Below are 24,995 nucleotides of genomic sequence, written 5' to 3'. Positions count from 1 at the left end.
TTCTGCGGACAGGAGGGGGCAATGACCAAACCGACAGCATCGTCTGAAGGCAAGGCCCTGATCTGGGACATGTTGAAGACGCAACAGCCCAACCTGACGGCCGCCGAACGCAGGCTGGCAGCCACGCTTCTGGACGACTCGCTCGTCACCGGATTGCAATCGATCACACGGCTGGCAGAGCTTGCGCAGGTATCGACAGCGACGGTGGTGCGGCTGGCCCGCAAGCTGGGATTCGACGGGTTTTCCGACTTTCAGAACACCATCCGCGAGGAGGTCGCCGCCCGTGTGAAACAACCCCTCGCCAAGCTGGAAACGTCAGAGGGGACGGGCCAAAGCGATCACATCATCAGCCGCTTTGCCGTGGCTGCTTCCCGCAACATCAACGCCACGATCGACCGGCTGGATGTTCAGGAATTCGACGAAGTCACCGGGTTGCTGTCGGACCACAAACGCCACATCTCCCTGATGGGCGGTCGGATCACGCGGTCAAACGCGGTCTATTTCTACAACCACCTGCAGATCATCCGGCCGGGCGTTTCGATGCTTGACGCCTCGCCCAGTGTCTGGCCGCAATCCCTGCTGGATATCGATGCCTCCGCCACCGTCGTGGTGTTCGACATCCGCCGCTATGAAAAGCAGCTGGAGCGATTGGCAAAACTGGTGGTGGAGCAAGGCGGCAATATCGTTCTGTTCACCGATCAATGGGGGTCGCCCATCGAATCCCATGCGAGCCACTGTTTCCGTGCCATGGTCGAGGCGCCCTCAAGCTGGGATTCGACCCTTGCGATCAACTTTCTGATCGAGGCGCTGGTGGCAGGCATCCAGGCGCGATCCCCCAGCACTGACCGGATTGCCGCGCTGGAAAAGATGATCGGTGCCGCGCAGATTTTTCGCGGCACCTGAGTTCGGGTCGACCCCGCCAGCGAATACCCTACCGCCGCCCGCCTGCGATCTTGGCCGCCTCGGGAAGGCGCCGAAGTGTCAGCATCGCCCAAGTGCCCAGCACCGGCCCCGGCACCAGTACAAGGAAGGTCCAGCGCCAGGATCCAAGCGCCTCGGCAATCAGGGGCATCAGCCAGATCGTCAGGATCGTGATGGCAAAGCCCACCCCCATCTGAAAGGCCAGAGCCGCGCCAACATGGCTTTGATCTGCCAGCTCTGTCACGGCGGCAGAAAACTGCGCTGAATCCGCCACCACCGCCATGCCCCATACCAGTGCCACCAGCGTGAAAATCCAAAGCGGGCCATCAAAGCTGACCCCGATCAGCAGCGCCGCCGTGCCCGAGATCGTCATAGCGATTGCCGTCGTCTTGCACCGTCCGATCCGGTCGGCAAACCACCCCGCAAGCACGCTTCCCGGCGCGCCAAAGGCGATGACCGCGAAGGCAAGGATCGAGGCATTGGTGATCGCAAGCCCGTCCGCCTGCGCGGCACCGACATAGACCAGGATCCACGCCCACATCGCGTAAAGCTCCCACATATGGCCGAAATAGCCCGCATTGGCGAGCATCACAGGACGGTCGCGGATCACCCGGCCGATCTGGCGCAGATCAACCGTGGCACGGCCAAACGGGTCCGGCCCTTCGCGCAGGACCAGACCAAAGATGGCCGCAGCGGCGACGCTGGCAAGGGAGCTTGCGACAAGGACAGATTGCCAGTCGATGCCTGCGCCCAGCCCGCGCACCAGATGCGGCAGAGCAGACCCAAGCGTCAGCGCCCCCACCATCGCGCCCATCGCCAGCCCCCGCCCCTTGCGGAACCATGTCGCGATGAATTTCAGCGAGGGCGGATAGACCAGCGCCAGCGCAGCCCCGGTCGCAAAACGGGCTGCAATCACCCAACCCGCGCCGGGATCAAGCAACGCCACCGCGTTGAAAGCCGCAGCCGCAAGGCTGGCTCCCGCCATCAGCCGGGTCAACGGCAGGACGTCGGACAAGGCCAGCACGCTGGAGACAAGCGCGCCCAGAACGAACCCGGCCTGCACCGCATTCGTCAGCCACGCCGCACCAGAGGCATCAAGGCCAAGGGCCGCGCGCAATTCCGGCAGGATCGCGGTCGCGGAAAACCACGTCGTCAGCGACAGGATCACCGCCAGCCCGGTCAGTGCGAGGGCCACCCATTTGTTCGTTATGGCAACTGACATCACGTTCCTCTTGCCGACAAGACATGCCCGTAAGCTCTGCCAGTGCCGCCAGAGCATGACAAGCCCCGCATGGCCGAGGCACGTCTTTGTCAGAAATCGAAGAAATGGCGCACCCGAAAGGATTCGAACCTTTGGCCTCTGCCTTCGGAGGGCAGCGCTCTATCCAGCTGAGCTACGGGTGCCTGAGGCACGCATATAACGACACCTAACTAGGGCTGCAATGGCAAATTCGGGGCTGGGCCCGCACGAAACTGGCAAGGCCTTCTGGCCTAGCCGAAGAGGTCATGCGCCAGTTCCAGCGCGTCGATCAGCGCGTCCACTTCCTGAGTCGTGTTATACATGCCAAATGAGGCGCGGCAGGTCGCCGTCACGCCCAGATGGTCCATCAGCGGGCCAGCGCAGTGATGGCCTGCGCGCACGGCGACACCCTTCTTGTCAAGGATGGTCGAGATGTCATGCGCGTGGGCGGCCCCGTCCAGCGTGAAGGAAAAGATGGCACCCTTGCCCTTGGCGTGGCCCTGCACCTGAAGCCAGTTCAGCCCGTCCAGACGCGACTGCGCGTAATCGCGCAGACCGGCCTCGTGGGCGGCGATATTGTCCATGCCGACAGAGGTCATATAGTCCAGCGCTGCGCCCAGCCCGATCATCTGCACGATGCCCGGCGTGCCTGCCTCGAATTTCATCGGCGGATCGTTATAGGTGATCTCGTCCTTGTGAACCTCGCGGATCATGTCTCCGCCCCCCATGAAAGGGCGCATCTCGGCCTGCCGATCGGCGCGGATGTAGATCGCGCCAGAGGAGGACGGACCGTAGAGTTTATGCCCGGTGATGGCATAAAAATCGCAGCCGATTTCGGCCACGTTTACTGGCATATGCACGGCGGCCTGACTGCCATCAACCAGCACCGGCACGCCCTTTTCACGCGCACCATCGCAGATCGTTTTGACATCCACGACCGTCCCCAGAACGTTGGACATATGGGTGACAGCGATCAGTTTGGTTTTGGGGCCAATCGCGTCCAGCACCTTTTGCGGATCAAGCGCGCCGGTCTCGTCGACATCAACCCATTTCAGCACCACGCCCTGCCGCTCGCGCAGGAAATGCCAGGGAACGATATTTGCGTGATGCTCCATCACCGACAGGATGATCTCGTCGCCCGCTTCCAGTCGCGGCATGGCCCAGCCGTAGGCAACCGTATTGATGCCCTCGGTGGTGCCGGAATTCATGATGATCTCGTTCTCTTCGGCCACACCAAGAAAGCGCGCAATCGTGCCGCGCGTGGCCTCGTATTTTTCGGTCGCCAGATTGGAAAGGTAATGCAGCCCGCGATGCACATTGGCATATTCATCGGCATAGGCCCGCGTGATGGCATCAATCACCACCTGCGGCTTTTGCGCCGACGCACCGTTGTCGAGATAGACCAGCGGCTTGTTATTGACCTGCCGCGACAGGATCGGGAAATCGGCTCGGATCTGCGTCACGTCATACATAGTCAGTCAATCCCAATGTGGATGCCCCGAAGATGGACATCAGTAGCGAAAGGACCACAACTGCGGCCAGCGCCGAAAGAAACAGCAGCAGGGCAGACTTGCCAAGACTGGCAAACCCTTCCACCTCGTCAAGAAAGTTGATCAGGATCCAGAGCCCGACAAGCGCCACCGCGACAACCAGCAACACGCCCGCCCCCGGCAGGATCAGCCCCAGCCCGATCAAGGCAAGCTGTGCAACGAAACGCAGCCCCTGAAGCCAGATGATCAATATGGCCACCTGCTCGAGCGTGGCCGCCCCGCCCATCATCCGGCCGATCCATGTAGTGGCCAGAATGGCAAATGCCACCGAAGCGCCCAGCATCAGCATGAAGACCATCGGGGTCAGAACGATGACACCGTCGCCCGCCTGCTGCGGCACGAAAGCGACCATACCCGCGTAAAGCAGCGTATTCATCGCCACTACGAGCGCGAAGGCGATCAGCAATGCTTCGCGCGTCAGTCGCTGCCCGATCAGAAAGCGCGCAACGCCGCGCGGGTCGAGCACAGTCTGGACGCCCAGTTGAAGAAGCGATTGCAGGTTCATGCGACATCGCCTTCGGCAGCTTCGGGCCGCTCTGCCACCCAAAGCGATCTTGCCCAGAACCAGCAAAATACCCCAAGCCAAAGCAGGCCCACGAAGCTGAGCGCCGGGCCCGTTCCCAGGAACCCTGCAACCAACCCATTGAGCAGCATCAGCGGTGACGAGGCAAGGATCGCCCAGAACAGGGCCAGCCTTGCGCCGTACCAGTCCCCGCGCCCGCCGATAAGGCGCGCAACAAGGTGGCTGGCTGCGGCCAGCACATAGAGCATGAGCGGCGCGATGAAGACCCAAGCCAACAACGATCCGCCCAGAAGCGGGTTCAGCTCCTGTCCGGTCAGATGCGCTTCGCGTGCCAGTCGGGGCAGTTGCGCCACGAAGATCACGGCGCAGCCCGCCATCACCAATGCGAGCGCTCGATCCTCGCGCTGCCCCATCGACAACAGCCGGCGCATGACGCGCCCCGGCCCCCGATAGGTCGCCACGATGTCCTGGGTGACCGCCACCTTAGCCGCGCCGCCGCGCGAGCCACGCTTCCATACGGGTCACGATCTCTTCGGCAAGCGCTGCGTCTTCGATTTCCTCGACCGCCTCGGCTAGGAAGGCCAGCGTCAGCAGATCTGTGGCGATACCATGCGGCACCCCGCGCGCGCGCAGATAGAACAGCGCATCCTCATCGATCGCCCCCGAGGTGGAGCCGTGCGAACAGGCCACGTCATCGGCGTAGATTTCCAGCTCTGGCTTGGCGAGGAACTGGCTGTCGCCGTCCAGCAGGAGCGACTGGCTGATCTGGTAGCCGTCGGTCTTCTGCGCGCCCGCTTTCACAAGGATCTTGCCCTGGAAGACGCCCGTCGCACCGTTGCGCAGCACCTTCTTGAAGACCTGACGGCTTTCGCAGTTCACCGCGTCATGGGTGATGAAAACCGTGTCGTCATGCACGAAGTCTCCGTCGCCCATGCAGGCCCCAGCAACATGCGCCGAGGCATCGTCGCCGGTCAGCTCGATCACGCATTCATTGCGCGTCATGACGCCATTGGCGGTCATGGTGAAAGACTTGAACCGGCTTTCCCGCCCCAACCGCGCAAAGATATGCGTGGCCGCCTGACGTTCATGGTCACGCCCCTGTGCACGGACATGGTTGAAGGCCGCGCCATCGGCGACCTCGACTTCCAGAACCATGTTGAATCGTGCGGCGGCCGGGCCGTTTTCCAGCAGGGTCAGTTCCGCGCCTTCGTCCATGCGGATCACGTGATGCAGCATGACGTCGGATTGCGGGTCCTGATGATGATAGATCAGGCTGATCGGCTTTGGCGCCTTGCCGGTGACATGGATCAGAAGACCGTCAGTGGCAAAGGCCGTGTTGAGCGCCGCCAATGGCCGCGCAACAGGCGTCTGCCCGCTGGCTTCCAGCGTGCCGTAGTAATCCCGCGCCCAGTGGATATCGGCGCTGCTCGTATCTGCCAGACGTTCCAGCCGGACATGCTCCAGCGCCAGATCGTCAGAGGCTGCGGCGTCAAAAACGCCATCGACGAAGACCAGTTTCAACCGGTCGACCTCGTCAAAGACCGGCGGCTCGCTTTCGTCAAAGATCGCAGCGCTGGTCGGCGCTGGCGCGGTCAGGCCATCGGGACGGGTGTATTTCCAATACTCGTCGCGGCGACCCGGCAGACCTTGCGCTTTCACACGCGAAAGGGCGTCCTGCCGCGCGGTCTCGGCCCAGCCGCCAGCGGGCAGGCTAAGCGTGGCCAGCCGCGCATCGGTCGCGTCCAGTTTTGCTTGCGGCAGTGCCATTACACAGCCTCCGCCAGAATGTCTGCATAGCCGTTCTGTTCGACCTCAAGCGCCAGTTCGGGCCCGCCGGACTTCACGATACGACCGTTCGACATGATATGGACAACGTCAGGTTTGATGTGATCCAGAAGACGCTGGTAATGCGTGATGACAAGGAAGCCGCGGCCTTCGCTGCGCAGCGCGTTCACGCCCTCGGCTACCAGCTTCATCGCGTCCACGTCCAGACCGGAATCTGTCTCGTCAAGGATGCACATCTTCGGTTCCAGCATCGCCATCTGCAGGATTTCGTTGCGCTTCTTCTCGCCGCCCGAAAAGCCCACGTTCACGGGGCGTTTCAGCATATCCGCGTCGATCTGAAGTTCCTTGGCTTTCGCGCGGATTTCCTTGAGGAAATCGCTCGCCGACATCTCGTCCTGCCCGCGCGCCTTGCGCTGCGCGTTCACGGCTGTGCGCAGGAAGGTCATATTGCCAACGCCGGGTATCTCGACCGGGTATTGGAACGCCAGGAACAGGCCAAGCGAGGCGCGCTCTTCCGGCTCCAGTTCCAGCAGGTCCTCGCCTTCCAGCGTGGCAGACCCTTCTGTCACCTCGTAACCGTCACGGCCCGAAAGCACATAGGACAGCGTCGATTTGCCGGACCCGTTCGGCCCCATGATCGCATGCACCTTGCCTGCCTCGACAGTCAGGTCGACGCCTTTGAGGATCTGTTTGTCCTCTTCTTCAAGTTTGACGTGCAGGTTCTTGATCTCAAGCATTTCTTTTCCTTCCGTGGTCTCTTTGAGCGCGCTCAGGGGCGCACCATCAACTGCATGATCCGCAAAAGCTGTGCCGGCGGCACGGGTTGCGGTGTTACGTCAAACCGGGCCATCCGCCCGGTCATTTCCGGCGTGCCGAGGAACTCCTCGACCGCGTGGTAATTCTTGCGCTGCGCATAGTCGTCAAACAGCAGCACCAGCGGACGTTGTGCCATGAAACTCGCGGCCAACGCGCATCCTTCGCGAAACCGTCCATCCACCAGCACCACGTCGGGGTGGCGGAATTCCGGCAGGCCCCAAGCCTCCAGCGCGTAGCGCGGATAGCGGCGCCATTCACGGTCATTGACCGGGCGGCCCCACTCCTTCGTCTCGCCCACGTCGGACCAGATCACATCCACAGACGCGCCTTCCGCCGGCGGGTTGTCCCGGAACCAGGCGCGCATCATCAGCGCCCAGTCCTTGTCGCTTTCCACCGACAATACGGTTTTGCCCGGCATCTCGCCCGCAAGAACCGTAGACCCGCCACTGCCATATTCCAGAATGACACCAGCCTGCGCATATTCGGCACGCAAGAGCGCGGCCTCCGGCTCTGGCATGGTCAATTCCGGGCGCGTCTGCGGCGCCTGTCTGATGGCAGTGTTCGTCATCGCTCAGCCCAGCCTGACCGCCGTCCCGCTGGCCGAAACCATCAGCATCGACTGGCCCACAACCTCGTAGTCGAGGTCGATGCCGACAACCGCATCGGCGCCAAGGGCCGCTGCGCGCTCTTCCAGTTCCCGCAAGGCGGTGTCGCGGGCATCCTGCAACTTGCTCTCATAAGCGCCCGACCGGCCACCGACGATATCGGTGATCGAGGCAAAAACGTCGCGCACGACATTCGCGCCCATGATCGCCTCGCCGACGACGATGCCTTTGTATTCGGCAATGGAATGCCCTTCGACAGAGTTGGTCGTGGTCAGGATCATATCGTCTTCTCCAAATCGCGGGCCGTCCGGTCGCCGCGCAGCGCCGACGTACGTGACCCTAGATTTGCCATGTCACCCCGAAACCGCTTCATTTGCGTCCCTTCCCCAATACGACCTGTGCGAAAAGGCTGCCCAGAAACCCCGAAACGAACGCCAACCCGATAACCACCGACATGCTGAGCGCGTCTGTCACCAAGTCGATGACTACCGCGAACAGGGCGCAGAACACGCCGGTAAGCAGGGATGTTGTCAGCACGGTGGTCATGTCCGTTCACACTATTTGTCAGACCCGGCGGCTAGCCCACCGACCCTTCCAACGAGATCGCCACCAGTTGCTGCGCTTCCATCGCGAATTCCATCGGCAGGGCTTGCAGCACTTCCTTAGCGAAACCGTTGACGATCAGGGCGACGGCCTCTTCTTCGTCCATGCCGCGCTGGCGGCAATAGAACATCTGGTCGTCATCCACCTTGGACGTTGTCGCCTCATGCTCTACCCGGCTCGAATTGTTGCGCACCTCGATATAGGGCACGGTATGCGCGCCGCATTTGTCACCGATCAGCAGGCTGTCGCACTGCGTGTAGTTGCGCGATTCCTTGGCCTTGGGATGCATCGACACGAGGCCACGATAGGTGTTCTGCGCCACGCCGGCCGAGATCCCCTTGGACACGATGCGCGACTTGGTGCGCTTGCCCAGATGCACCATCTTGGTGCCGGTATCGGCCTGCTGGTGGTGGTTGGTGATGGCGATCGAATAGAACTCGCCTTGGCTGTCATCGCCGCGCAGGATGCAGGACGGGTATTTCCACGTCACGGCAGAGCCGGTTTCCACCTGCGTCCACATCACCTTTGCCCGGTCACCCCGGCAGTCGGCACGCTTGGTCACGAAGTTATAGATCCCGCCCTTGCCGTTCTCATCGCCTGGATACCAGTTCTGCACCGTGGAATATTTCACCTCGGCGTCTTCCTCGATGATGATCTCCACCACCGCGGCGTGAAGCTGCGAGGTGTCGCGCATCGGTGCGGTGCAGCCCTCCAGATAGCTGACATAGCTGCCCTTGTCGGCAATGATCAGCGTCCGTTCGAACTGTCCGGTGTTTTCCGCGTTGATGCGGAAATAGGTCGACAGCTCCATCGGGCAGCGCACGCCCGGCGGCACATAGACAAACGAGCCGTCGGAGAACACGGCAGAGTTCAGCGTTGCATAGAAATTGTCCGACACCGGCACGACGGAACCGAGGTATTTCTTCACCAGTTCAGGATGCTCGCGGATCGCCTCGGAGATCGAGCAGAAGATCACCCCCGCTTTCTGCAGCTCTTTCTGGAAGGTCGTACCAACAGAGACAGAATCGAACACCGCGTCCACGGCAACCTTGCGGCCTTCGGCGGGCGCATCCTCTGCGCCCTCAACACCGGCAAGGATCATCTGCTCTTTCAGCGGAATACCCAGTTTCTTGTAGGTTTCCAGAAGCTTGGGGTCGACATCGTCCAGCGATTTCGGCTTTTCGGCCATGCTTTTGGGACGGGCGTAGTAATACTGGTCCTGGAAATCGATCTCGGGGTAGTCGACCATCGCCCAGTCGGGCTCTTCCTTCTGCAACCAGCGTTCATAGGCCGCCAGACGCCAGTCGGTCATCCATTCCGGCTCGCCGTTCTTTTCCGAGATCAACCGAACGATGTCAGGCGTCAGCCCCTTGGGGGCGTAATCCATTTCGATCTCGGTTTCCCAGCCGTACTTGTACTTGCCACCAACTTCGCGCACCGCTTCCACGGTTTCGCGGTCGACGCCTTCCTTGACGGTTGTGGTATCCAATGCCGACATGCTCGTCTCCTTCGCTCGAACCCGGTGCCTCAGGCAGCCCGCGCCCGGTGTCTGTTGTATTTCGTCAGCCACGCTTCCGCGAAACGCAGCACCTCATCCTCTGTCGTCGTAGGCCCCAGCGACACGCGGATTGCGCTCGCCGCCACGGCCTCGTCATATCCCATCGCGGTCAGCACGCGACTGGCGCGCACCTTGCCGCTGGAGCAGGCAGACCCGGCCGAGATGGCAAAGCCCGCAAGATCCATCTGCATGACCTGCGTTTCCCCCTTCCAGCCCGGCGTGGCAAGGCAAGAGGTGTTCGGCAAACGTCTCGCTGATTTCCCGACCAAAATAGTCTCTTTTGCGCCAGCCTCAATAGATTCTTCTAGAATGTTTCTAAGTTTTTCAACCCGGTTCCATATGCCAGCGTCCAGATCCCGCGCTGCCGCCTCTGCTGCCGCGCCGAACCCTGCGATCCCGATCACATTCTCGGTGCCGGAACGACGCCCCATTTCCTGCCCGCCACCGCGAATTTGTGCAGCAAGATCAGTGCCCCGCTTCATCACAAGCGCGCCAACCCCCTTTGGCCCGCCCAGCTTGTGAGCCGAGATGAGGGCCATGCCGGCACCGCTCCAGTTGAACGCCAAAGGCAGTTTTCCATACGCTTGCGTCATGTCACTGACCGCAAGCCCTTCTGGCAGGTCCTGGACGATCCCGGTTTCCGAATTGGCAAGCTGAAGCGCAGTGTTTTCAGGCGCGTCGACCGTAACCTGGCCCAACCTGTCCACGGCCAACCCAGCCGACACCCAGGCGGCCACGGCATCATGCTCTATCGCTGCGCCGCTCAGACCCCGCCCGGCACAGGCCAGCGCGGCGGCCTCTGTCGCGCTTGAGGTAAACACGACATCCGCCCCATCGGCCCCAAACGCCGTTGCGACCTGCGCGCGTGCCGCTTCGACAATTGCTTTCGCCGCGCGCCCCTCTGCGTGGACAGAAGACGGATTGCCGACGACATCCATCGCGGCGATCATTGCGCCCCGCGCCTCTGGCCGCAAAGGCGCGGTGGCGTTGTAATCAAGGTAGACACGGGACGTCATGTGCGGCCCATCTTCTTGGCAGAAATATTCCGGAGGCGAATTCCACCCTTGGCGGCAGACGGTGCCCGCCCCACCCTCCGGACTCGCGAAACCGCGTTGAGGTCACCCAACATCATTCTTCGTCCACGACCGCGAACAGGTTTGGGACCGCCGGGCAAGGCGCCAGCCCGTTGCCAACGATATCCGACAGGCGTGTCTGGTGCAGAAAGACATAAACATGCGCGCTCAGCCCTTCCCACAGACGGTTGGTCAAAGATTGCGCGCGGCTGCCAGACAGCCCGCCAGAGGCGCCCGCCCCCTTGTGCATTGCGTCCACGGTCTCGTCCACGGCGGCCAGCACATCGACCACGCGGATTTCACTGGCGGGCACGGCCAGCCGATATCCGCCGCCCGGACCACGGACCGATGCGACCAGCCCCGCGCGGCGCAATTTGACAAACAATTGTTCCAGATATGGCAGCGACACATCCTGACGCTTCGAGATATCGCCCAATGTCACCAGGTCTCCATCGCGCTGCAACGCGATGTCGACCAATGCCACCATGGCGTAACGGCCCTTCGTGCTAAGCTTCACTGCGCCCTACTCCCCTCGCGAAACGATTGACGTCTGCCGCCGCAGGGCTTATCTGCCATGCAGCTTGACCGGACTTCCAGCCGGATTAGAACCATTCTAAGGTGCTTGAGTGAATTCGTCAAGAATATAGCCGCACCCCACCAGGAGTCAGACCCGACCATGCCCGAGGTGATTTTTCCCGGACCTGAAGGCCGCCTCGAAGGCCGCTACCATCCGCAAAAGGAACGCGACGCGCCGATTGCCATCGTTCTTCACCCGCATCCGCAGTTCGGCGGGACGATGAACAACAAGGTCGTCTACAACCTGCATTATGCCTTTTACAACATGGGCTTCACCGTGCTGCGGTTCAACTTCCGTGGGGTTGGCCGGTCGCAGGGCGAATACGATCAGGGCATTGGCGAGCTGTCAGATGCCGCCTCCGCTCTGGACTACCTGCAGTCCATGAACAACAACTCCAAGCATTGCTGGGTTGCAGGGTTCAGCTTTGGGGCGTGGATCGGGATGCAGCTCTTGATGCGGCGCCCGGAAATCACCGGCTTCATCTCGGTCAGCCCGCCCGCGAATATGTACGACTTTTCGTTCCTCGCGCCCTGCCCGTCATCGGGTCTGGTGATCAACGGCACGAATGACCGCGTGGCCCCGCCTGCCGATACGCGCAGCCTCGTCAGCAAACTGCACGAACAGAAGGGCATCACCGTCACCCATACCGAAATCGAGGGTGCCGGGCATTTCTTCGAAGAACCGCATATGGACACGATGATCACCAACGTGTCGGATTACGTGAAGCGGCGCCTGACCGAAAATACGCGCTGACGCTGCACGCCTGCGGATTGCTGCAGACACAGCTCCGGCACGGCTTCGGGCCATTCTTCGGTGACGCCTGAAGGAGTAATGACAACGTGAGGGGGCCATCCCCTCACGTCTCACTACATCCCCTCACGTCTCACCACGCCGCTAAGTGACGGTCTTCTTGGCAAGCGGGGTCTTGCTTAGACCCTTTAGAAATGGATCGCGCGCCCGTAGGCATCCAGCACGCTTTCATGCATCATTTCTGACAGCGTAGGATGCGGGAAGACTGTTTGCATCAGGTCTTCCTCGGTCGTTTCCAGTTGGCGGGCCACCACGTAGCCCTGAATAAGCTCTGTGACCTCGGCCCCCACCATATGCGCGCCCAGCAACGCGCCGGTCTTGGCGTCGAAGATCGTCTTGATCATTCCTTCCGGCTCGCCAAGTGCGATGGCCTTGCCATTGCCGATGAACGGGAAACGACCGACCTTGATGTCGTGCCCCTGCTCCTTGGCCCTGGCCTCTGTCAGCCCGACGCTGGCAATCTGGGGCTGGCAATAGGTGCAACCGGCGATGGCATCAGGCGTCACCGCATGTGGTTTGCCGCCTGCGATCAGCTCCGCCACCATAACGCCTTCGTGGCTGGCCTTGTGCGCAAGCCAGGGCGCGCCCGCAAGATCGCCGATCGCATAAAGACCCGGCGCGCCCGTCCGACAATGACTATCCGTCACGACATGGGTCTTTTCGACCTTCGCGCCAAGCGCCTCCAACCCCAGCCCTTCGGTATTGCCAACGATCCCCACGGCCGAGATCACCGTGTCGAACTCCTGCGCCTCGACCTTTCCGGCCTGTTCGATATGTGCCGTGACCTTATCCTTGCTGCGGTCCAGCTTCTTGACCATTGTCTTTTCCCGGATGGTCATCCCCTGCTTCACGAAAGCCTTTTTCGCGAAGACGGAAATCTCGGCATCCTCGACAGGCAGGATGCGGTCCATCACCTCGACCACGGTCGTATCGGCGCCAAGCGTGTTGTAGAAACTGGCAAATTCGATACCGATCGCACCAGAGCCGATGACGAGTAATTTCTTTGGCATATGAGGTGGTTGCAGGGCGTGCTTGTAAGTCCAGACGCGCTTTCCATCCGCCTCAAGCCCCGGCAATTCGCGGGCGCGCGCGCCTGTGGCCAGCACGATGTTTGCAGCCTCCAGATCCTCGGTGCCTTTTGCCGATTTCACGCTGACGCGGCCCTTGGCGGGCAGCGTTGCCTCGCCCATGAAGACGGTGACCTTGTTCTTCTTCATCAGGTGCGCCACGCCGGAATTCAGCTGCTTGGCCACACCGCGCGACCGTTTGACGACGGCGTCAAGATCATAGCTGATGCTTTCGGCCTTCAGCCCGTAATCGCCCGCGCGCTGCATCATGTGAAAGACTTCAGAGGACCGCAGCAAAGCCTTGGTTGGAATGCACCCCCAGTTAAGGCAGATCCCGCCCATATGTTCACGTTCCACAATCGCGACATTCAGCCCCAACTGCGCGCCGCGAATGGCCGCAACATAGCCGCCCGGGCCTGCGCCAATCACGATCATGTCGAATTTCTGCGACGCCATGTGCCCCTCCGCTACGTTCTGCCATGCCAAGGCACGCTAGCCGAACTCGGGTGGGGCATCAACGGGCACAAGGCCCGCCAGATGCCCAGCGCCAAAGAGCGTTCAGGCCGGGACGCTGATCTGGTTGAGAACTTTCGCATACCCGCCAGAGGACATGAACTCTGCCTCAGCATCGGTGGTTTTCCGGTCCAGCGCGTCGTTGCGGTATGGGAAGCGGCCGAACTGACGGATGATCTCGCGATGCGCCTGCGCATGGGTCAGGTTGCTGTCCCCGCTTTGCCCCATACGGTCGCTGATCAGCCGCACGCAGCGGTCCTGATCACACAGGTTTTCGGAATGCATCATCGGAAGGTAGAAAAACTGCCGGGCCGGTTCGTCAATCTTCATGTCCCAGCCTTTGCTGATGGCCTGTTTGGCCGCAGCAAGCGCCACTTTGTCGGACGCAAAGGCCTGCCCTGTTCCGCGGAACATATTGCGGGGGAACTGGTCGAGAAGAACGATATAGGCCAGCGCTCCTGATGGATAAGTCAGCCACAATGCGTAGCGGCCCTCCATCGCTCCTTGCCAGCTATCAAGAAACTTTTCGCGTATCTGCGCGTCCAGTTCCTCGCTACCCTGATACCAACCCTTTGGCCCGATTTCGTCGAGCCAGAACTTGAGTACATCTTCAGGCGCCACCATCGGCTCACACTCCTTGCGGTTTGCCCCCCCGCAGATGCGAGAATCCTAACACTGCCTTTGCCGTCCTAGACAGTAACAATTTACGACAAAGCGTCACATCAGGCGGCTGCATCCTGCGAATCCTCTTGCGAGCTTTCGATTGCCAGCTCTTGCGCGACCTCGACAGCAACGGGGCTGGAGCCTGCCGCCAGGGGCGAATAGGCGGCGGTATCTTCGACCGAGGGTGCGGCCCGCTGGGTCATCCGGTAAAGCGCGTAGACCGCAAGCGACAGCATGAGCGCGCCGATAAAGACGAAGTAGCCCCCCGGCCCCACGACCTCGATCAGCCAACCGGTGATTAGCGGGCCTGCAATGGCCCCCAGCCCGTTGATGAACAGCAGCCCGCCCGAAGATGCGGCCATGTCCTCGACCCCGAGAAAGTCGTTGGTATAGGCGATGAGCAGCGAGTAGAGCGGGTTGGACATGCCGCCGATCAGGAAGGCCGCAACAAGCAGCATCGTGAAATTGCCATTCAGCATGACGGCGACCGCAGCGGCCCCGCCACCAATGGCCGCGCAGCCGGTGATCAGCTGACGCCTGTCCATGCGGTCAGACATATAGCCCAGCGGATATTGCAGAAGCAGAGCGCCGACATAAAAGGACGCCACGAACATCGATATCTGTTGCAGCGTCATCCCGGCCTGGGTGCCGTAGACCGCCGCCATCCCGAACTGCGCCGAGAACACGCCGCCCAGCAGGAACATGCCAACACATCCAAGCGGCGAGACGCGGTAAAGATCGCTCAGGGACATCGGCTTGGTGGTCTCGAAGGCGGGGGTGGGCGTGATCGACAGAAGGATCGGCGCAAAGGCGATCGACACCAGCACCGACGGGATAACATAAAGCAGGTAGCCCGAGGAATCCGGCACCAGAAGCAGCGCCTGCGACGCGATGATCCCGACCATCTGCACGATCATGTAAAGCGACAGGGACTGGCCGCGCGTCTCGTTGGTTGCAGCGTTGTTAAGCCAGCTCTCGGCCGTCACATACACGCCGCAATAGCAGAACCCGATGACGACCCGGCCAAGCGTCCAGACCAGCGGATGTTCAAATGTCGGGTACATGATCAGCACGGCAGAGATGAACGACCCGAGCGCGGCAAAGACCCGTACATGCCCCACGCGGCGGATCAGCTCTGGCGTCATGCGTGATGAGAACAGGAAGCCAAGGAAATAGGCCGACATCACCATCGACATCTCGAAGGCCGAGAACCCAGCCTCCCCGCCCCGCACACTGAGCAGTGAACCTTGCAGGCCATTGCCCAGCATCAGCAGCATCATGCCAAGCAGAAGGGCCCAGGAATTCTTGAAGACGTGCAGCATGGTGCCTCCGGCGGTACGAGGGATTCAGGGACGGCGCCAGGGCCTTTGGTTCAGCCTAACGGGCGAAAGGGGAATCGCATATCCCCTCAGCGACGCACATCAGGCTTTGCTGTCGCTTTTGCAACCGGGCAATAGCAATGACGCATCCCCATAGGAGAAGAAACGATACTGCGCATCCACCGCATGGGCGTAGATCCGCCGAATGCGGTCCTGCCCCATCAGGGCCGAGACAAGCATCAACAGTGTGGATTTCGGCAGATGGAAATTGGTCATCAACGCGTCGGTGATGCGAAATTCATAGCCCGGATAGATGAAGATATCGGTATCGCCGGACCAGGCGCGGATCTCTCCATCCGCGGCGGCACTCTCGATCAGTCGCAGCGCCGTTGTGCCGACGGGAATGATACGTCCCCCATCGGCACGGGTGGCGGCGATCTCGACCGCGGCGGTCTGGGTGACTTCGCCCCATTCGGCATGCATCCGGTGGGTGGTCACATCCTCCACCTTGACCGGCAGGAAGGTTCCGGCGCCGACATGCAGCGTGACATGGGTAAACGCAATGCCCCTGTCCTTCAGCGCGCCCAGCAACGCATCGTCGAAATGAAGCGATGCCGTGGGGGCCGCAACCGCACCCGGACGGCGGGCCCACACGGTCTGGTAATCCGTCTTGTCGCGGTCATCCGCCGGACGTTTTGCCGCGATATAAGGCGGCAGCGGCATGGCGCCCGCCTCTGCCAGCGCCGCGTCGAAATCCGTGCCCGACAGGCTGAAACGCAGCTTGGCCTGCCCTTCATCACGCGACACTACCGTGGCCTCAAGCTTTGGTGAAAACGTGATCACCTCGCCGTCGCGCACCTTTTTCAGGGGTTTCAGCAAGGCCATCCAGGATCCGTCCGATGTGGGCTCCAGCAGCGTGACCTCGATCCGGGCCTGTGTTGCACCCTCGGCGCCATCGCGGCTGCGCAGCCCGGACAGGCGTGCCGGGATCACCCGCGTGTCGTTCAGCACCAGCCGGTCACCGGGGCGCAACCAGTTCACGATATCCGTCACAACGGCATCGTGGATCGCGTCGCCCTCTGCCACCAGCAACCTCGCTGAAGAGCGCGGCTGTGCGGGGCGCGTTGCGATCAGGTCGTCGGGAAGGTCAAAATCGAATTCAGCGAGTTTCATGGCAACGTCTTTCTGGCGGTCCTTTTCAGGTCGCGGTCTTCCTTAGGTCACTGGGTCTGTGGCGGTGGTCTGCGAAAGATTTCGCGGAACATGCCGGGGGTCAGAATCGATAGCGGGTTCACGCTGACCTTGGGCGTATCCGACGTGCCCTTGATGGTAAAGTTGAACCCGATCAGCCCCTCGCCCTTGCGTGTCAGGAAGGACCCGATCCCGTTCAGAATGTAGACCGGCGAGATCACCCCCTGAAAATCCATCGATTTGTTTGCCAGTGAATAATACCCGTCAAGCGACAGGCCCATCGAAGGCCCCGTGGCACTTGATTGCGACAGGACCACCTGCGACGGGGTCAGCCGGAACTGAGCCTCCACATCGGAAAAGAAGATGCCGGGTCCGTTCATCTGGTCCAGCAGCCCCACGACGCTGATCGCATCCAGCAGCGCCGCGATCGCGTTGCCGCTGCGCAAGCGCGTATTGCTCACCTTCAGCGACCCGTCATAGGTTCCCTTCTGGCCGGTCGGGCGCAGGGTCAGGTCCATCGCCCCCCCTGCGATATTTTTCAGCAAACCTGCGGACGACACGACCTTGCCCGCATCCTGCGACTGGATGCGAAAGGCGCTGGCACCGTTGCCCTGCGGCACAACGCGCCCGGCGATGTCGGCCCGGCCGTTGATGCGCGCGGTGAAATCGCCCGAAAGCCCGCCCCCGGTGGTGAAGGTCCCCCGGAAGGGCCGCAACGCGATACCGTCAGAGATCTGCAACTGGTCAAGCGCCAGCGTGATCGGCCCGGTCGCGCCGCCGCCGCCACCGTCGCGGCTGCTGCCACCGAGGCTGGCCGTGCGCATATCGACCGATCCGCCAGGCAGGCTGATGGCAAGCGGCGCGCCCTTCCCCCGACCTGTCAAAACCACTGGCGCATCCAGCCAACCGCCCAGCCTCACGCGGTCAAAGGCGATGCGGTCAAGACTGCCATCGCCTTTGAGCCGAACATCACCGGAACCGCTCAGCCCAGCGCCTTCGATTTGCAGGCGGTCGATACGCGCCGGTTTCGACAGCTGGCCCGCGACTTCAAGCTTGCCTTTCTGCCCCTGCGACAGGGCCCAATTCAGCGCGTCGATCCGCAGGCCAAGCCCGGCAAGATCGGAAGACAGCGCAAATTCCGGCGCGCGGTCCTTGGCCAGCGTGACAGACAGATCCGCCTGCGCCTTACCCGACAGCATGCCGCGCGGCAGGGCGATGCCGAATTCATCCGCGAAGGACTGTCCAATCTCCACCCGACCGGCAAGCCTGCTTGACGCCCCGGGTTTGCCCAGTGGCATGGACCACTGCCCGGTAAAGGGCACCTCCCCCAAACGCGCGGAACCGCCGATCTTTACCTCGTTCTGGGTCGCGCGCACATCCAGTGAAGACGCGCGCAAAGCCCTGCCCGGGATCAGCTTGTCACTCGACACCCCGGAAAGAGCCGCACTGAAATCGAAGGTCATGTCTGGCAGGCGCACCCCTTTGCGCAGCGGCATCTCCAGACGGCCCGTGACGGTGGCGCGCCCCTGCGCAACATCCACCGGTTTCTTCACGCGGTCCATGATCGACATCGGCTCGCTGTTCAACAGGGCCAGAACGGCCGGGATGGCCCCCTTCGCATTGAGCGCCAGCTTGCCGGTAGAGGGACGCTGGCGGATGTCGGGTATGGTGAAGCTGGAACCTGAAATATCCAGCGCCCCGCCCTGCACCGGCACGACCTCGCCCTTGTCCACAGCCGCAAACAGCCGGCTGCCATTGATGACGAACTGCCCCGCCGCTCGCGTGACTGGCGGCAAGGTGCGGGCATATTGCACGGTTGCGTCCTCAAACTCTGCGCCCAGATAGGTCGCAAGTGCCTGCCCCGGCTCTGCCCGCAAAGCGAATTGCACATCATGCAAGACCCCGCCCTGCACATTGTCCCGCACCCATTTGCGGGTCTTCGGAACGACACTTGGCGGCCAAAGCTCCTCTACCCTAAGGGGGGAGACTTCTTTCACGCGGGCGTCAACCGCCAGCTCCCAACCTTCTTCTGCTGCGGCGGCCTCTCCGGTGATCAGAAGCGGCAGATCCTCGTCCAGAAGGCGCATCCGCCCCAGCGAGAACCTGAACGGGTCAAGCTCCAGCCGGAAATCGGCCTCTGCACCTTTCAGGGCCAGGTCCGTTTCGAAGAAATTTCCCGGATTGGTGCGAATATCCGAGACGCGGAACTGTCCGAGCATCGCACTGGGCCAGCCCGATTCCAGCCCGATCATCGTCGCGCGCCCCTCTGACACCGCCTGCCCCCAATCGGTCTCGACCGAGATTTCGTCAAAGCTCAGCGTCTGCGTTTCGGGCAAATAGGTGAAGTAGGTTCGCGCGCCCGAGAATGGGATGGGGCGTGTCTTGTCCGTCGGTTGCAACACGCCCTCGCCAATCGACAGGGTCGCATTCAGCGGGCCAAGACTGCCATCGGCAAACATCTCTGCCCGCATGGCCCCCGAGATCGGCGCGCGCAACCCCCTCAGCCATGCCAGCGCGGGGCCTTGGGTGGCGATATCCCGGGACGGGATGTCGGAAAGCGTGACGCCGAAGACAAGCCCGGGATCCCCGAGCGGGCTTTCGGCATTCAGCTCGATCGTCGACACGTTCGTGCCCCCACTCAGCACCGCGAAATCGCCACGAAGCGACAGGTTGCGCTCTCCGCGCGTCAGGGTCAGCCGCCCGCCATCAGCTGTCCAACCTCGGCGGGCGCGCGCATCCTCGTAACGCAAGGTAAGCCCGTTGGCGGACACCTCTTGCAGGTCGCTCAGGCGCGGGTCGGCCAGCGCGTTGTCGACAATGTTGATGATGGCAGGCAGGTCCCGGGCCATGCCTTCGGGTGCAAGCGTATCGCCGAAAGAAAGCCCGAACCGCCCGTCCTTGTCCCGCCGCATCGTCAGGAAAGCCCCGGCCAGTTCAAGCGTCTTCAGCTTCGCCGTCCCACGCAGAAGCGCCCCGCGCGACAGGACAGCCTCCAGATCATTGAGCGACGCAAGCGTGCGCCCGTCACTTGTGCCGATATCAACGTCAAAGAAGGCCAGCCGGGGCGAGCCGTTCTTTTCCAGCAGCAAGGTGACCTCACCGAATTCCACGGCCAGACCGGGCACGGCCTGCGCGATACGCTGCTCGATCCGGTCGCGCAGCCAATCGGGTGCTGCTATCGGACGCCCCACCGCATAAAACGCGGTAACCCCCGCGACGATCACCAGCACGAAAAGCGCCGTGAACAGCCAGCTTGCGAAATGCACGCTGCGCCGGATCCGTTTGCGCTGTTGTGGTCTTTCCGTGTCCGTCACTGGACATGCCGCCTTTCGCGATTACGCTTGTTGTGTCGAGTTTGATATGAAACCTCTGCCACTGCAAAGGATAAGGAGCCTCAAATGTCCCAAGACGCCAGACAAGAGCCTGTGATCGCGCCGGATTTCACCCTGCCCCGCGATGGCGGCGAAGAGGTCACGCTGTCGGGCCTGCGCCCTGCGCCGGTCGTGCTGTTCTTCTACCCGCGCGACAACACGTCCGGCTGCACGAAGGAAGCGGTGGGTTTCTCTGGCCTGCTGCCCGAATTCGAGGCGCTTGGGGTCAAGGTGTTCGGCATTTCCAAGGACAGCGTCGCAAGCCACGAAAAGTTCGTGGCCAAGCAGGGGCTGACTGTGCCGCTTTTGTCCGACGCAGACGCTGAAGCCTGTGAACGCTACGGCGTCTGGAAGGAAAAATCCATGTATGGCAAGACCTTCATGGGGATCGAACGTTCGACCTTCCTGATCGACGGCGAGGGCCGGATCGCGCGCGAATGGCGCAAGGTCAAGGTTCCGGGTCATGTCGAAGAGGTTCTGGAGGCGGCCAAAGCTCTCTGAGCCCGGGCGGTTGTCTTTTCACGGGATTGCCACTTCGACGCCGGCAATATTCACCTCGATGCGGCATGCACGGGTTTAGATTGTCCCGGCTGATGTCTCGCCAGTGAAATGGCACTGAGCCTCCTCCTTTGAAGTGGTCTGAACCGCCCCGGGTTTACCGGAGAGGTTTTTGGTTCAATAGTTAGGCTGCTTTTTCGTCCTCGTTCAAGCTGTCGTAGAAAGCCAGCTCTGCTTCTTGTGGCGCGACATATCCGATAGCGCTATGCAGGCGGTTGGTGTTGTACCAGTCGACCCATTTCAGGGTTTCCCATTCGACCTGACCCACCGACTTCCAAGGGCCGAGGAACTTGATGACCTCGGTCTTGAACAGGCTGATGATGCTTTCGGCCAGAGCATTGATGCTCCTATATTTGTCAAGTGGCAGGAACCAGGTCGGGTGAGGCGCAGAGAGCGCGGTAGATTTCGCGCACGATGTAGCGCTTGATGCAGCGCACAATTTCGCGTCGGGTTTTGCCTTCCGCAGTTCGCCGCTTGGCTTAGGCCTTGGTTCTTTCATCATCGCGCATGCGCACAATGGCGACCGGTACAGAGCGGAATTGGCTTGCCGATTGCCGCCACGGTGCAAACGCATCCTGTTGGTCTTACCGCATGAGGCTGGGATCGGGCAGACGCCACACAGCTTCGCGAGAGCAGCTTCGGATTGGATGCGCTCTGGGTTGTCGCCCACAAGGATCAACATCTCGGCCACGGTCACCGTGGAGATACCATGTGATTTCATCAGCTCGGGCGCTTTCTCCCGGACCAGCCGCTCAAGCTCTTGGTCGTGCGCGTTGATTTCCTCATGCAGAGCAAGCCAGCGTCGTGCAATCGCGCGCATGGCTGTTTTGGCGGATGCGATTGGGGAAGTGATCTCGCCTGGCCTCAAGGCTGCAACATGGCGCACCAAAGTGATCCTTCCTCTGATTCCGTCGAGTGCGTCATGAAGGTCTGATGGCGCATTCACGATCAGTGTTTTCAGCGTGATCATCGCCTGAGACCTGGCTTTTACCGCGCTGTCTCGCGCAACCTTCAGGTGGCGGATCATCTCCGATGACCCTGTCTGTGTCTTGGCTAAGGCTGTGGCTTGCCCGTTCAGGACTGACCTGGCCGCGCTCTCGTCGTCGAGGCTGTCGGATTTACCATGAAGAAAGCGAAGCTGGCGGTTGGGGCGCATCACATCCAGAACCTCGTGACCCTCGGCCAGCAGATCTCCGGAAAGGCCCGCGCAAAATGAGCCGGTTCCCTCAATCTCGAAGGCTTTGACTTGACCGAACTGCGCCGCCCAGATTTCAAGATCTTGGTAACCGTTGCGTGTGGTGGGAATTGTTGTGCTGCCAAGTCGAGCACCCTGCGCGTCTATGGCAACGGCAATATGATTGTCTTTGTGCGTGTCGACGCCGATGATAACGTGATCCATGGAAGGCTCTTTTGCTGGAATGGCCCAGACACCGATCGAAGAGGACAGAACTGTGATGGTACCCCGACCGTCAGGCTTCTATGAAGTCACGTCTCGCCCGCTGCCGGGGCAACCTGATGGTCGACATGTCAATGCAATGACACGAAGTCAATCGTAGCATGGCTCAGGCCATCAAGCCGCAATACCACGTTCACAGTCGTAAGAATCTCCGACGCTGCCGACAGACGGGGCGATATTCGCCTCGGCCAGTCGTTCGGTGTATCTGATCGAAAGGTACTGGGCGGATTCAACCGGTCGTCGCAACAGCTTCGATCGTATCCTGTTTGAGCAGCCGGTCGAGAGCTTCTGCCGGTGTTTGCCAACCCAATGTCTTTCGAGGGCGCGTGTTCAGTGAGTGCGCAACAGCGCTCAACTCGTCAGCGCCATGCTGGCTGAGGTCCGTGCCCTTGGGAAAGTATTGGCGGAGCAAACCGTTGGTGTTCTCATTGCTGCCACTCTGCCACGCTGCCAGGGGCTTTGAGGGTCGCAGAAGTAGATTCCGAGACCGGTATCGATCCGCAGCTGCACGTGTTGGGCCATCTCGGCACCTTGGTCCCAAGTCAGCGAGCGACGCAATTGAGCAGGCAAGCTACCAATCGTCTCGGCGATGGCATCGCGGACGGCTTCGGCGCCGTGACCGGCAAGGGCTGGTCCATTCTTGACTGGTTTTCCTGTCCCATGGCCCTTCATTCGTGGCAGGTGCAAGAGCATGGTGAAGCGGGTTGTGCGTTCGACCAGTGTACCGATTGCCGAGCTGCCAAGACCAGGAATGAGGTCGCCCTCCCAATGGCCCGGAACCGCTCTGTCGCTGATCTCTGCCGGGCGGTCGCTGATCGTCAACGCATCAGTGAGGAAGGATTTGCCGCGACTGCGTCCGCGTTCACGCGGCAACCTGAGCGCATGACCGGACCGTAGACACGCCGAGAGCTCTCGCTTCAGCGCGCCGCGTCTCTGGATGTAGAGAGCCTAATAAATGGCTTCGTGGCTGATGCGCATTGTCGGATCCTCTGGGAAGTCCACCTTTGGTCGCTGCGAGATCTGTTCCGGGCTCCAGGCAGACGACCAGCGACGGCTTTGCCGGTGAACAGCCCGCCGACCTTTCCATACCACAACAGGCCCATCGAAGGCGATGCCGTCTGGTGTGGCAATGAGGCCGGACAGCCGATCTTGCACGTAGTCGCGCAGAGCGAGATTAAGCGTGAGCTTGCTGGCTTTTGGCCGCTTAGCCGCACGGTCAGCATGCCATTGTGCGTTGATCGCACGGTCGTCGAAGTCTCCGCCACGGGTTGCCGAGTTGCGCCTGATCTCTCGGGAGATCGTGCTGGGCGATCTCCCAAGCTTCCGGGCGATGGCACGGACACTTGTGCACCTCACGTTCTGCGAAGGAAAGGCTACGGTTCCTCAGCAAGGGCGCCGACGGCGCAAGATGTGTGGGAGGCATTCCACCAGAACTCCGGAACCATCGCGTTCCGACGGGCGCAGAAACACCTGCTTCAACGGCGGCATCCTCACTGGATAGCCCCTCTGCAACCGCCCGCCAGAACCGGCATAGATTCTCACGTTGCCAGACTGGCGGCCTTCCTGGTGAGTTTAATTTGTCCCGGGTCGAACGTTCGGATTTTCGTTTGCCTGTTTTTGTCATCTACACCTCCATCAACGGGGTGTTGCGACGACCGGTTGAATCCGCCCTGGCTGCCGCGGTCCGTGTGGTGGATCAGGTTGTCCGCTTCTGATGGCGCCCGCTTACATATCGCCTGGTTCAGAGCATCCCAGACAAAACCAGTCGTCATCGAGGTCGAGACACGCCAGCCAACGATCTTGCAGGCGAAAACGTCGATGACGAAGGCCACATAAACCATCCCCTGCCAGCTTGAGACATAGGTGAAGTCGGAAACCCAGAGCTGGTTGGGCATCTCCGCCACGAAGGCCCGGTTCACCTTGTCGTCCGGGCATGGCTGGGCCGCATCGGGATTGGTGGTGACCACCTTCTTGCCCCGGACAACCATTGCCCGGCAGGCGAATTGCGCAGCAATTCTGCCGAGAGGAGCCTTGTATTTGCAAGACCTGCATCAGTCGTTCCACCGTGCAGCGGGCAATGTCCTGGCCCTCCCGGCGCAAGACGTGCCAAACCTTGCGAGCGCCATAGCGTCCCCGGCTGGCTTCATGGACGCGCTTGATGGCATCTTTGTCCAACAGGTCGCGCTTTGCCCGTGCCGATGCCCGATCCGGGTCACGCTCGACAGCTTTATGCGCATAGAAGGTCGAAGGTGCGATCCCCAGAACCCGGCAGATCGGCCCGACACCAAAGACCCCACAGTGATTGTCGACAAAGGCAATCATCGCTTGAACGGGCGGTCGAGTTCCGCCGCCGCAAAATATGCGCTAGCCTTCTTCAGGATCTCATTGGCAGTGCGAAGTTCACGAACCTCCCGCTCCAATTCCTTGATCCGATCCTTCTCGGCGCTTGTCAGCCCGGCCCGCTGCCCGGCATCGCGTTCGGCCTGCTGGCACCAGGCACGCAGACTGTCCGGCGAACAGCCCAGCTTCGGCGCGATCGCGCGGTACGCTCCGGTATCGCTGGTGTAATCTGCGCGGTTCTCTCGAAACAGCCGAACACCGCGTTCGCGAAGCTCAGCCGGATAGGCGGGGGTGAATCGTCTCTTCGTCATGGGGCTCATCCCTTGAGTGTTTTACTCTCCGGCAAACCCGGGGCGGTTCACAACGCCTGCGCATCTCAGCCAAGTCACGCCTCGGTGAGAAACTGGCCTACATCCACCGCCCCTGGGACGGCCTGCAAACCTTCCTGACCGACGG

Annotated in this window: 23 protein-coding genes, 1 tRNA gene, 2 pseudogenes and 1 other annotated feature; of the genes and pseudogenes, 3 read left to right on the top strand and 23 right to left on the bottom strand. The window is 61.4% G+C overall.

Translation table 11 applies throughout. From position 1 onward, the window contains the following. Positions 1-21: 21 nt before the first annotated feature. On the top strand, positions 22-903 hold the full coding sequence (locus EDD52_RS12945; RefSeq protein WP_132245603.1) for a MurR/RpiR family transcriptional regulator: 882 nt from the start codon (positions 22-24) through the stop codon (positions 901-903). A gap of 28 nt (positions 904-931) precedes the next feature. Here the strand turns inward: EDD52_RS12945 and EDD52_RS12940 are convergent, their stop codons facing one another. The 13 genes from EDD52_RS12940 to iscR form a co-directional block, all read right to left on the bottom strand. Then, positions 932-2,143: an MFS transporter gene (locus EDD52_RS12940; protein WP_132245601.1), complete on the bottom strand. Its 1,212-nt coding sequence runs from the start codon at positions 2,141-2,143 to the stop codon at positions 932-934. 105 nt (positions 2,144-2,248) lie between these two features. Next, positions 2,249-2,325, bottom strand: a tRNA-Arg gene (locus tag EDD52_RS12935). A gap of 87 nt (positions 2,326-2,412) precedes the next feature. Beyond that, the gene (locus tag EDD52_RS12930; RefSeq protein ID WP_132245599.1) at positions 2,413-3,633 is read right to left on the bottom strand and encodes a cysteine desulfurase; all 1,221 of its coding nucleotides are present in this window, start codon (positions 3,631-3,633) and stop codon (positions 2,413-2,415) included. Beyond that, positions 3,626-4,216: a YIP1 family protein gene (locus EDD52_RS12925; RefSeq protein WP_132245597.1), complete on the bottom strand. Its 591-nt coding sequence runs from the start codon at positions 4,214-4,216 to the stop codon at positions 3,626-3,628. Before EDD52_RS12925 ends, EDD52_RS12930 begins: the two co-directional genes overlap by 8 nt. Then, on the bottom strand, positions 4,213-4,716 hold the full coding sequence (locus tag EDD52_RS12920) for a YIP1 family protein (RefSeq protein WP_132245595.1): 504 nt from the start codon (positions 4,714-4,716) through the stop codon (positions 4,213-4,215). Before EDD52_RS12920 ends, EDD52_RS12925 begins: the two co-directional genes overlap by 4 nt. 1 nt (position 4,717) lies before the next feature. Next, positions 4,718-6,001: a SufB/SufD family protein gene (locus EDD52_RS12915; protein WP_132245594.1), complete on the bottom strand. Its 1,284-nt coding sequence runs from the start codon at positions 5,999-6,001 to the stop codon at positions 4,718-4,720. Then, positions 6,001-6,756: a Fe-S cluster assembly ATPase SufC gene (gene sufC, locus EDD52_RS12910; protein ID WP_132245592.1), complete on the bottom strand. Its 756-nt coding sequence runs from the start codon at positions 6,754-6,756 to the stop codon at positions 6,001-6,003. The genes EDD52_RS12915 and sufC overlap by 1 nt, the downstream gene beginning before the upstream one ends. A 32-nt stretch (positions 6,757-6,788) precedes the next feature. Beyond that, positions 6,789-7,403, bottom strand: a complete 615-nt coding sequence (locus EDD52_RS12905; RefSeq protein ID WP_243651932.1) for a hypothetical protein — start codon at positions 7,401-7,403, stop codon at positions 6,789-6,791. Between the two features lie 3 nt (positions 7,404-7,406). After that, positions 7,407-7,721, bottom strand: a complete 315-nt coding sequence (locus EDD52_RS12900) for a heavy metal-binding domain-containing protein (protein ID WP_132245590.1) — start codon at positions 7,719-7,721, stop codon at positions 7,407-7,409. Positions 7,722-7,809: 88 nt separating this feature from the next. Further along, a complete protein-coding gene (locus tag EDD52_RS23710; RefSeq protein ID WP_165907541.1) occupies positions 7,810-7,986 on the bottom strand; it encodes a hypothetical protein in 177 nt (58 codons plus the stop codon). Between the two features lie 31 nt (positions 7,987-8,017). Further along, entirely contained in the window at positions 8,018-9,541 is a 1,524-nt protein-coding gene (gene sufB, locus EDD52_RS12895) for a Fe-S cluster assembly protein SufB (protein ID WP_132245588.1), read from the bottom strand. A gap of 29 nt (positions 9,542-9,570) precedes the next feature. Beyond that, entirely contained in the window at positions 9,571-10,617 is a 1,047-nt protein-coding gene (locus EDD52_RS12890) for a cysteine desulfurase family protein (protein ID WP_132245586.1), read from the bottom strand. Between the two features lie 112 nt (positions 10,618-10,729). After that, positions 10,730-11,191 (bottom strand): Fe-S cluster assembly transcriptional regulator IscR, encoded by a 462-nt coding sequence (gene iscR / locus EDD52_RS12885; protein WP_132245584.1) that lies wholly within the window; start codon positions 11,189-11,191, stop codon positions 10,730-10,732. Positions 11,192-11,350: 159 nt separating this feature from the next. Here iscR and EDD52_RS12880 point away from each other — a divergent pair, with 159 nt between their 5' ends. Further along, complete coding sequence (locus EDD52_RS12880) at positions 11,351-12,004, top strand: alpha/beta hydrolase (protein ID WP_132245582.1); 654 nt, start codon at positions 11,351-11,353, stop codon at positions 12,002-12,004. Positions 12,005-12,189: 185 nt separating this feature from the next. Here EDD52_RS12880 and lpdA read toward each other — a convergent pair whose 3' ends face one another. The 5 genes from lpdA to EDD52_RS12855 all read right to left on the bottom strand — a co-directional run bounded on the left by lpdA (position 12,190) and on the right by EDD52_RS12855 (position 20,128). Beyond that, a complete protein-coding gene (gene lpdA / locus EDD52_RS12875; RefSeq protein ID WP_132245580.1) occupies positions 12,190-13,584 on the bottom strand; it encodes a dihydrolipoyl dehydrogenase in 1,395 nt (464 codons plus the stop codon). A 102-nt stretch (positions 13,585-13,686) separates the two neighbouring features. After that, entirely contained in the window at positions 13,687-14,265 is a 579-nt protein-coding gene (locus tag EDD52_RS12870) for a DUF924 family protein (RefSeq protein ID WP_132245578.1), read from the bottom strand. A gap of 98 nt (positions 14,266-14,363) precedes the next feature. Continuing rightward, positions 14,364-15,626, bottom strand: coding sequence for an MFS transporter (locus EDD52_RS12865; protein ID WP_132245576.1), 1,263 nt, complete (start codon positions 15,624-15,626; stop codon positions 14,364-14,366). Between the two features lie 99 nt (positions 15,627-15,725). Further along, positions 15,726-16,796, bottom strand: a complete 1,071-nt coding sequence (gene queA, locus EDD52_RS12860) for a tRNA preQ1(34) S-adenosylmethionine ribosyltransferase-isomerase QueA (RefSeq protein ID WP_132245574.1) — start codon at positions 16,794-16,796, stop codon at positions 15,726-15,728. Positions 16,797-16,843: 47 nt separating this feature from the next. Further along, on the bottom strand, positions 16,844-20,128 hold the full coding sequence (locus EDD52_RS12855; RefSeq protein WP_132245572.1) for a YhdP family protein: 3,285 nt from the start codon (positions 20,126-20,128) through the stop codon (positions 16,844-16,846). Positions 20,129-20,212: 84 nt separating this feature from the next. Between EDD52_RS12855 and EDD52_RS12850 the strand changes: the two genes are divergently transcribed. After that, on the top strand, positions 20,213-20,686 hold the full coding sequence (locus tag EDD52_RS12850; protein WP_132245570.1) for a peroxiredoxin: 474 nt from the start codon (positions 20,213-20,215) through the stop codon (positions 20,684-20,686). Between the two features lie 181 nt (positions 20,687-20,867). On the opposite strand, the gene EDD52_RS12840 is transcribed toward EDD52_RS12850, so the two are convergent. From EDD52_RS12840 to EDD52_RS12825, 5 genes and pseudogenes are all read right to left on the bottom strand, one after another. After that, positions 20,868-22,142: a transposase gene (locus EDD52_RS12840; RefSeq protein ID WP_243651931.1), complete on the bottom strand. Its 1,275-nt coding sequence runs from the start codon at positions 22,140-22,142 to the stop codon at positions 20,868-20,870. 286 nt (positions 22,143-22,428) lie between these two features. After that, a pseudogene (locus EDD52_RS12835) lies at positions 22,429-23,823 on the bottom strand (IS30 family transposase). Further along, positions 23,738-24,166, bottom strand: a complete 429-nt coding sequence (locus EDD52_RS24015; protein ID WP_243651930.1) for a DDE-type integrase/transposase/recombinase — start codon at positions 24,164-24,166, stop codon at positions 23,738-23,740. The pseudogene EDD52_RS12835 and the gene EDD52_RS24015 overlap by 86 nt, the downstream one beginning before the upstream one ends. 61 nt (positions 24,167-24,227) lie before the next feature. After that, positions 24,228-24,521, bottom strand: a pseudogene (locus EDD52_RS24380) (IS3 family transposase); the annotation flags it as partial. Then, positions 24,447-24,563 (bottom strand) — a sequence feature (AL1L pseudoknot). (Overlaps the previous pseudogene by 75 nt.) Further along, positions 24,518-24,850: a transposase gene (locus EDD52_RS12825; protein WP_165907539.1), complete on the bottom strand. Its 333-nt coding sequence runs from the start codon at positions 24,848-24,850 to the stop codon at positions 24,518-24,520. (Overlaps the previous feature by 46 nt.) The gene EDD52_RS12825 and the pseudogene EDD52_RS24380, both read right to left, overlap by 4 nt. Positions 24,851-24,995: the final 145 nt, after the last annotated feature.

The sequence above is a fragment of the Primorskyibacter sedentarius genome (genome assembly GCF_004342065.1).
Taxonomy (GTDB): Bacteria; Pseudomonadota; Alphaproteobacteria; order Rhodobacterales; family Rhodobacteraceae; genus Primorskyibacter; species Primorskyibacter sedentarius.
The sequence above is the reverse complement of the archived record's forward strand: the minus strand, read 5'-3'. Positions and strand labels throughout refer to the sequence as shown.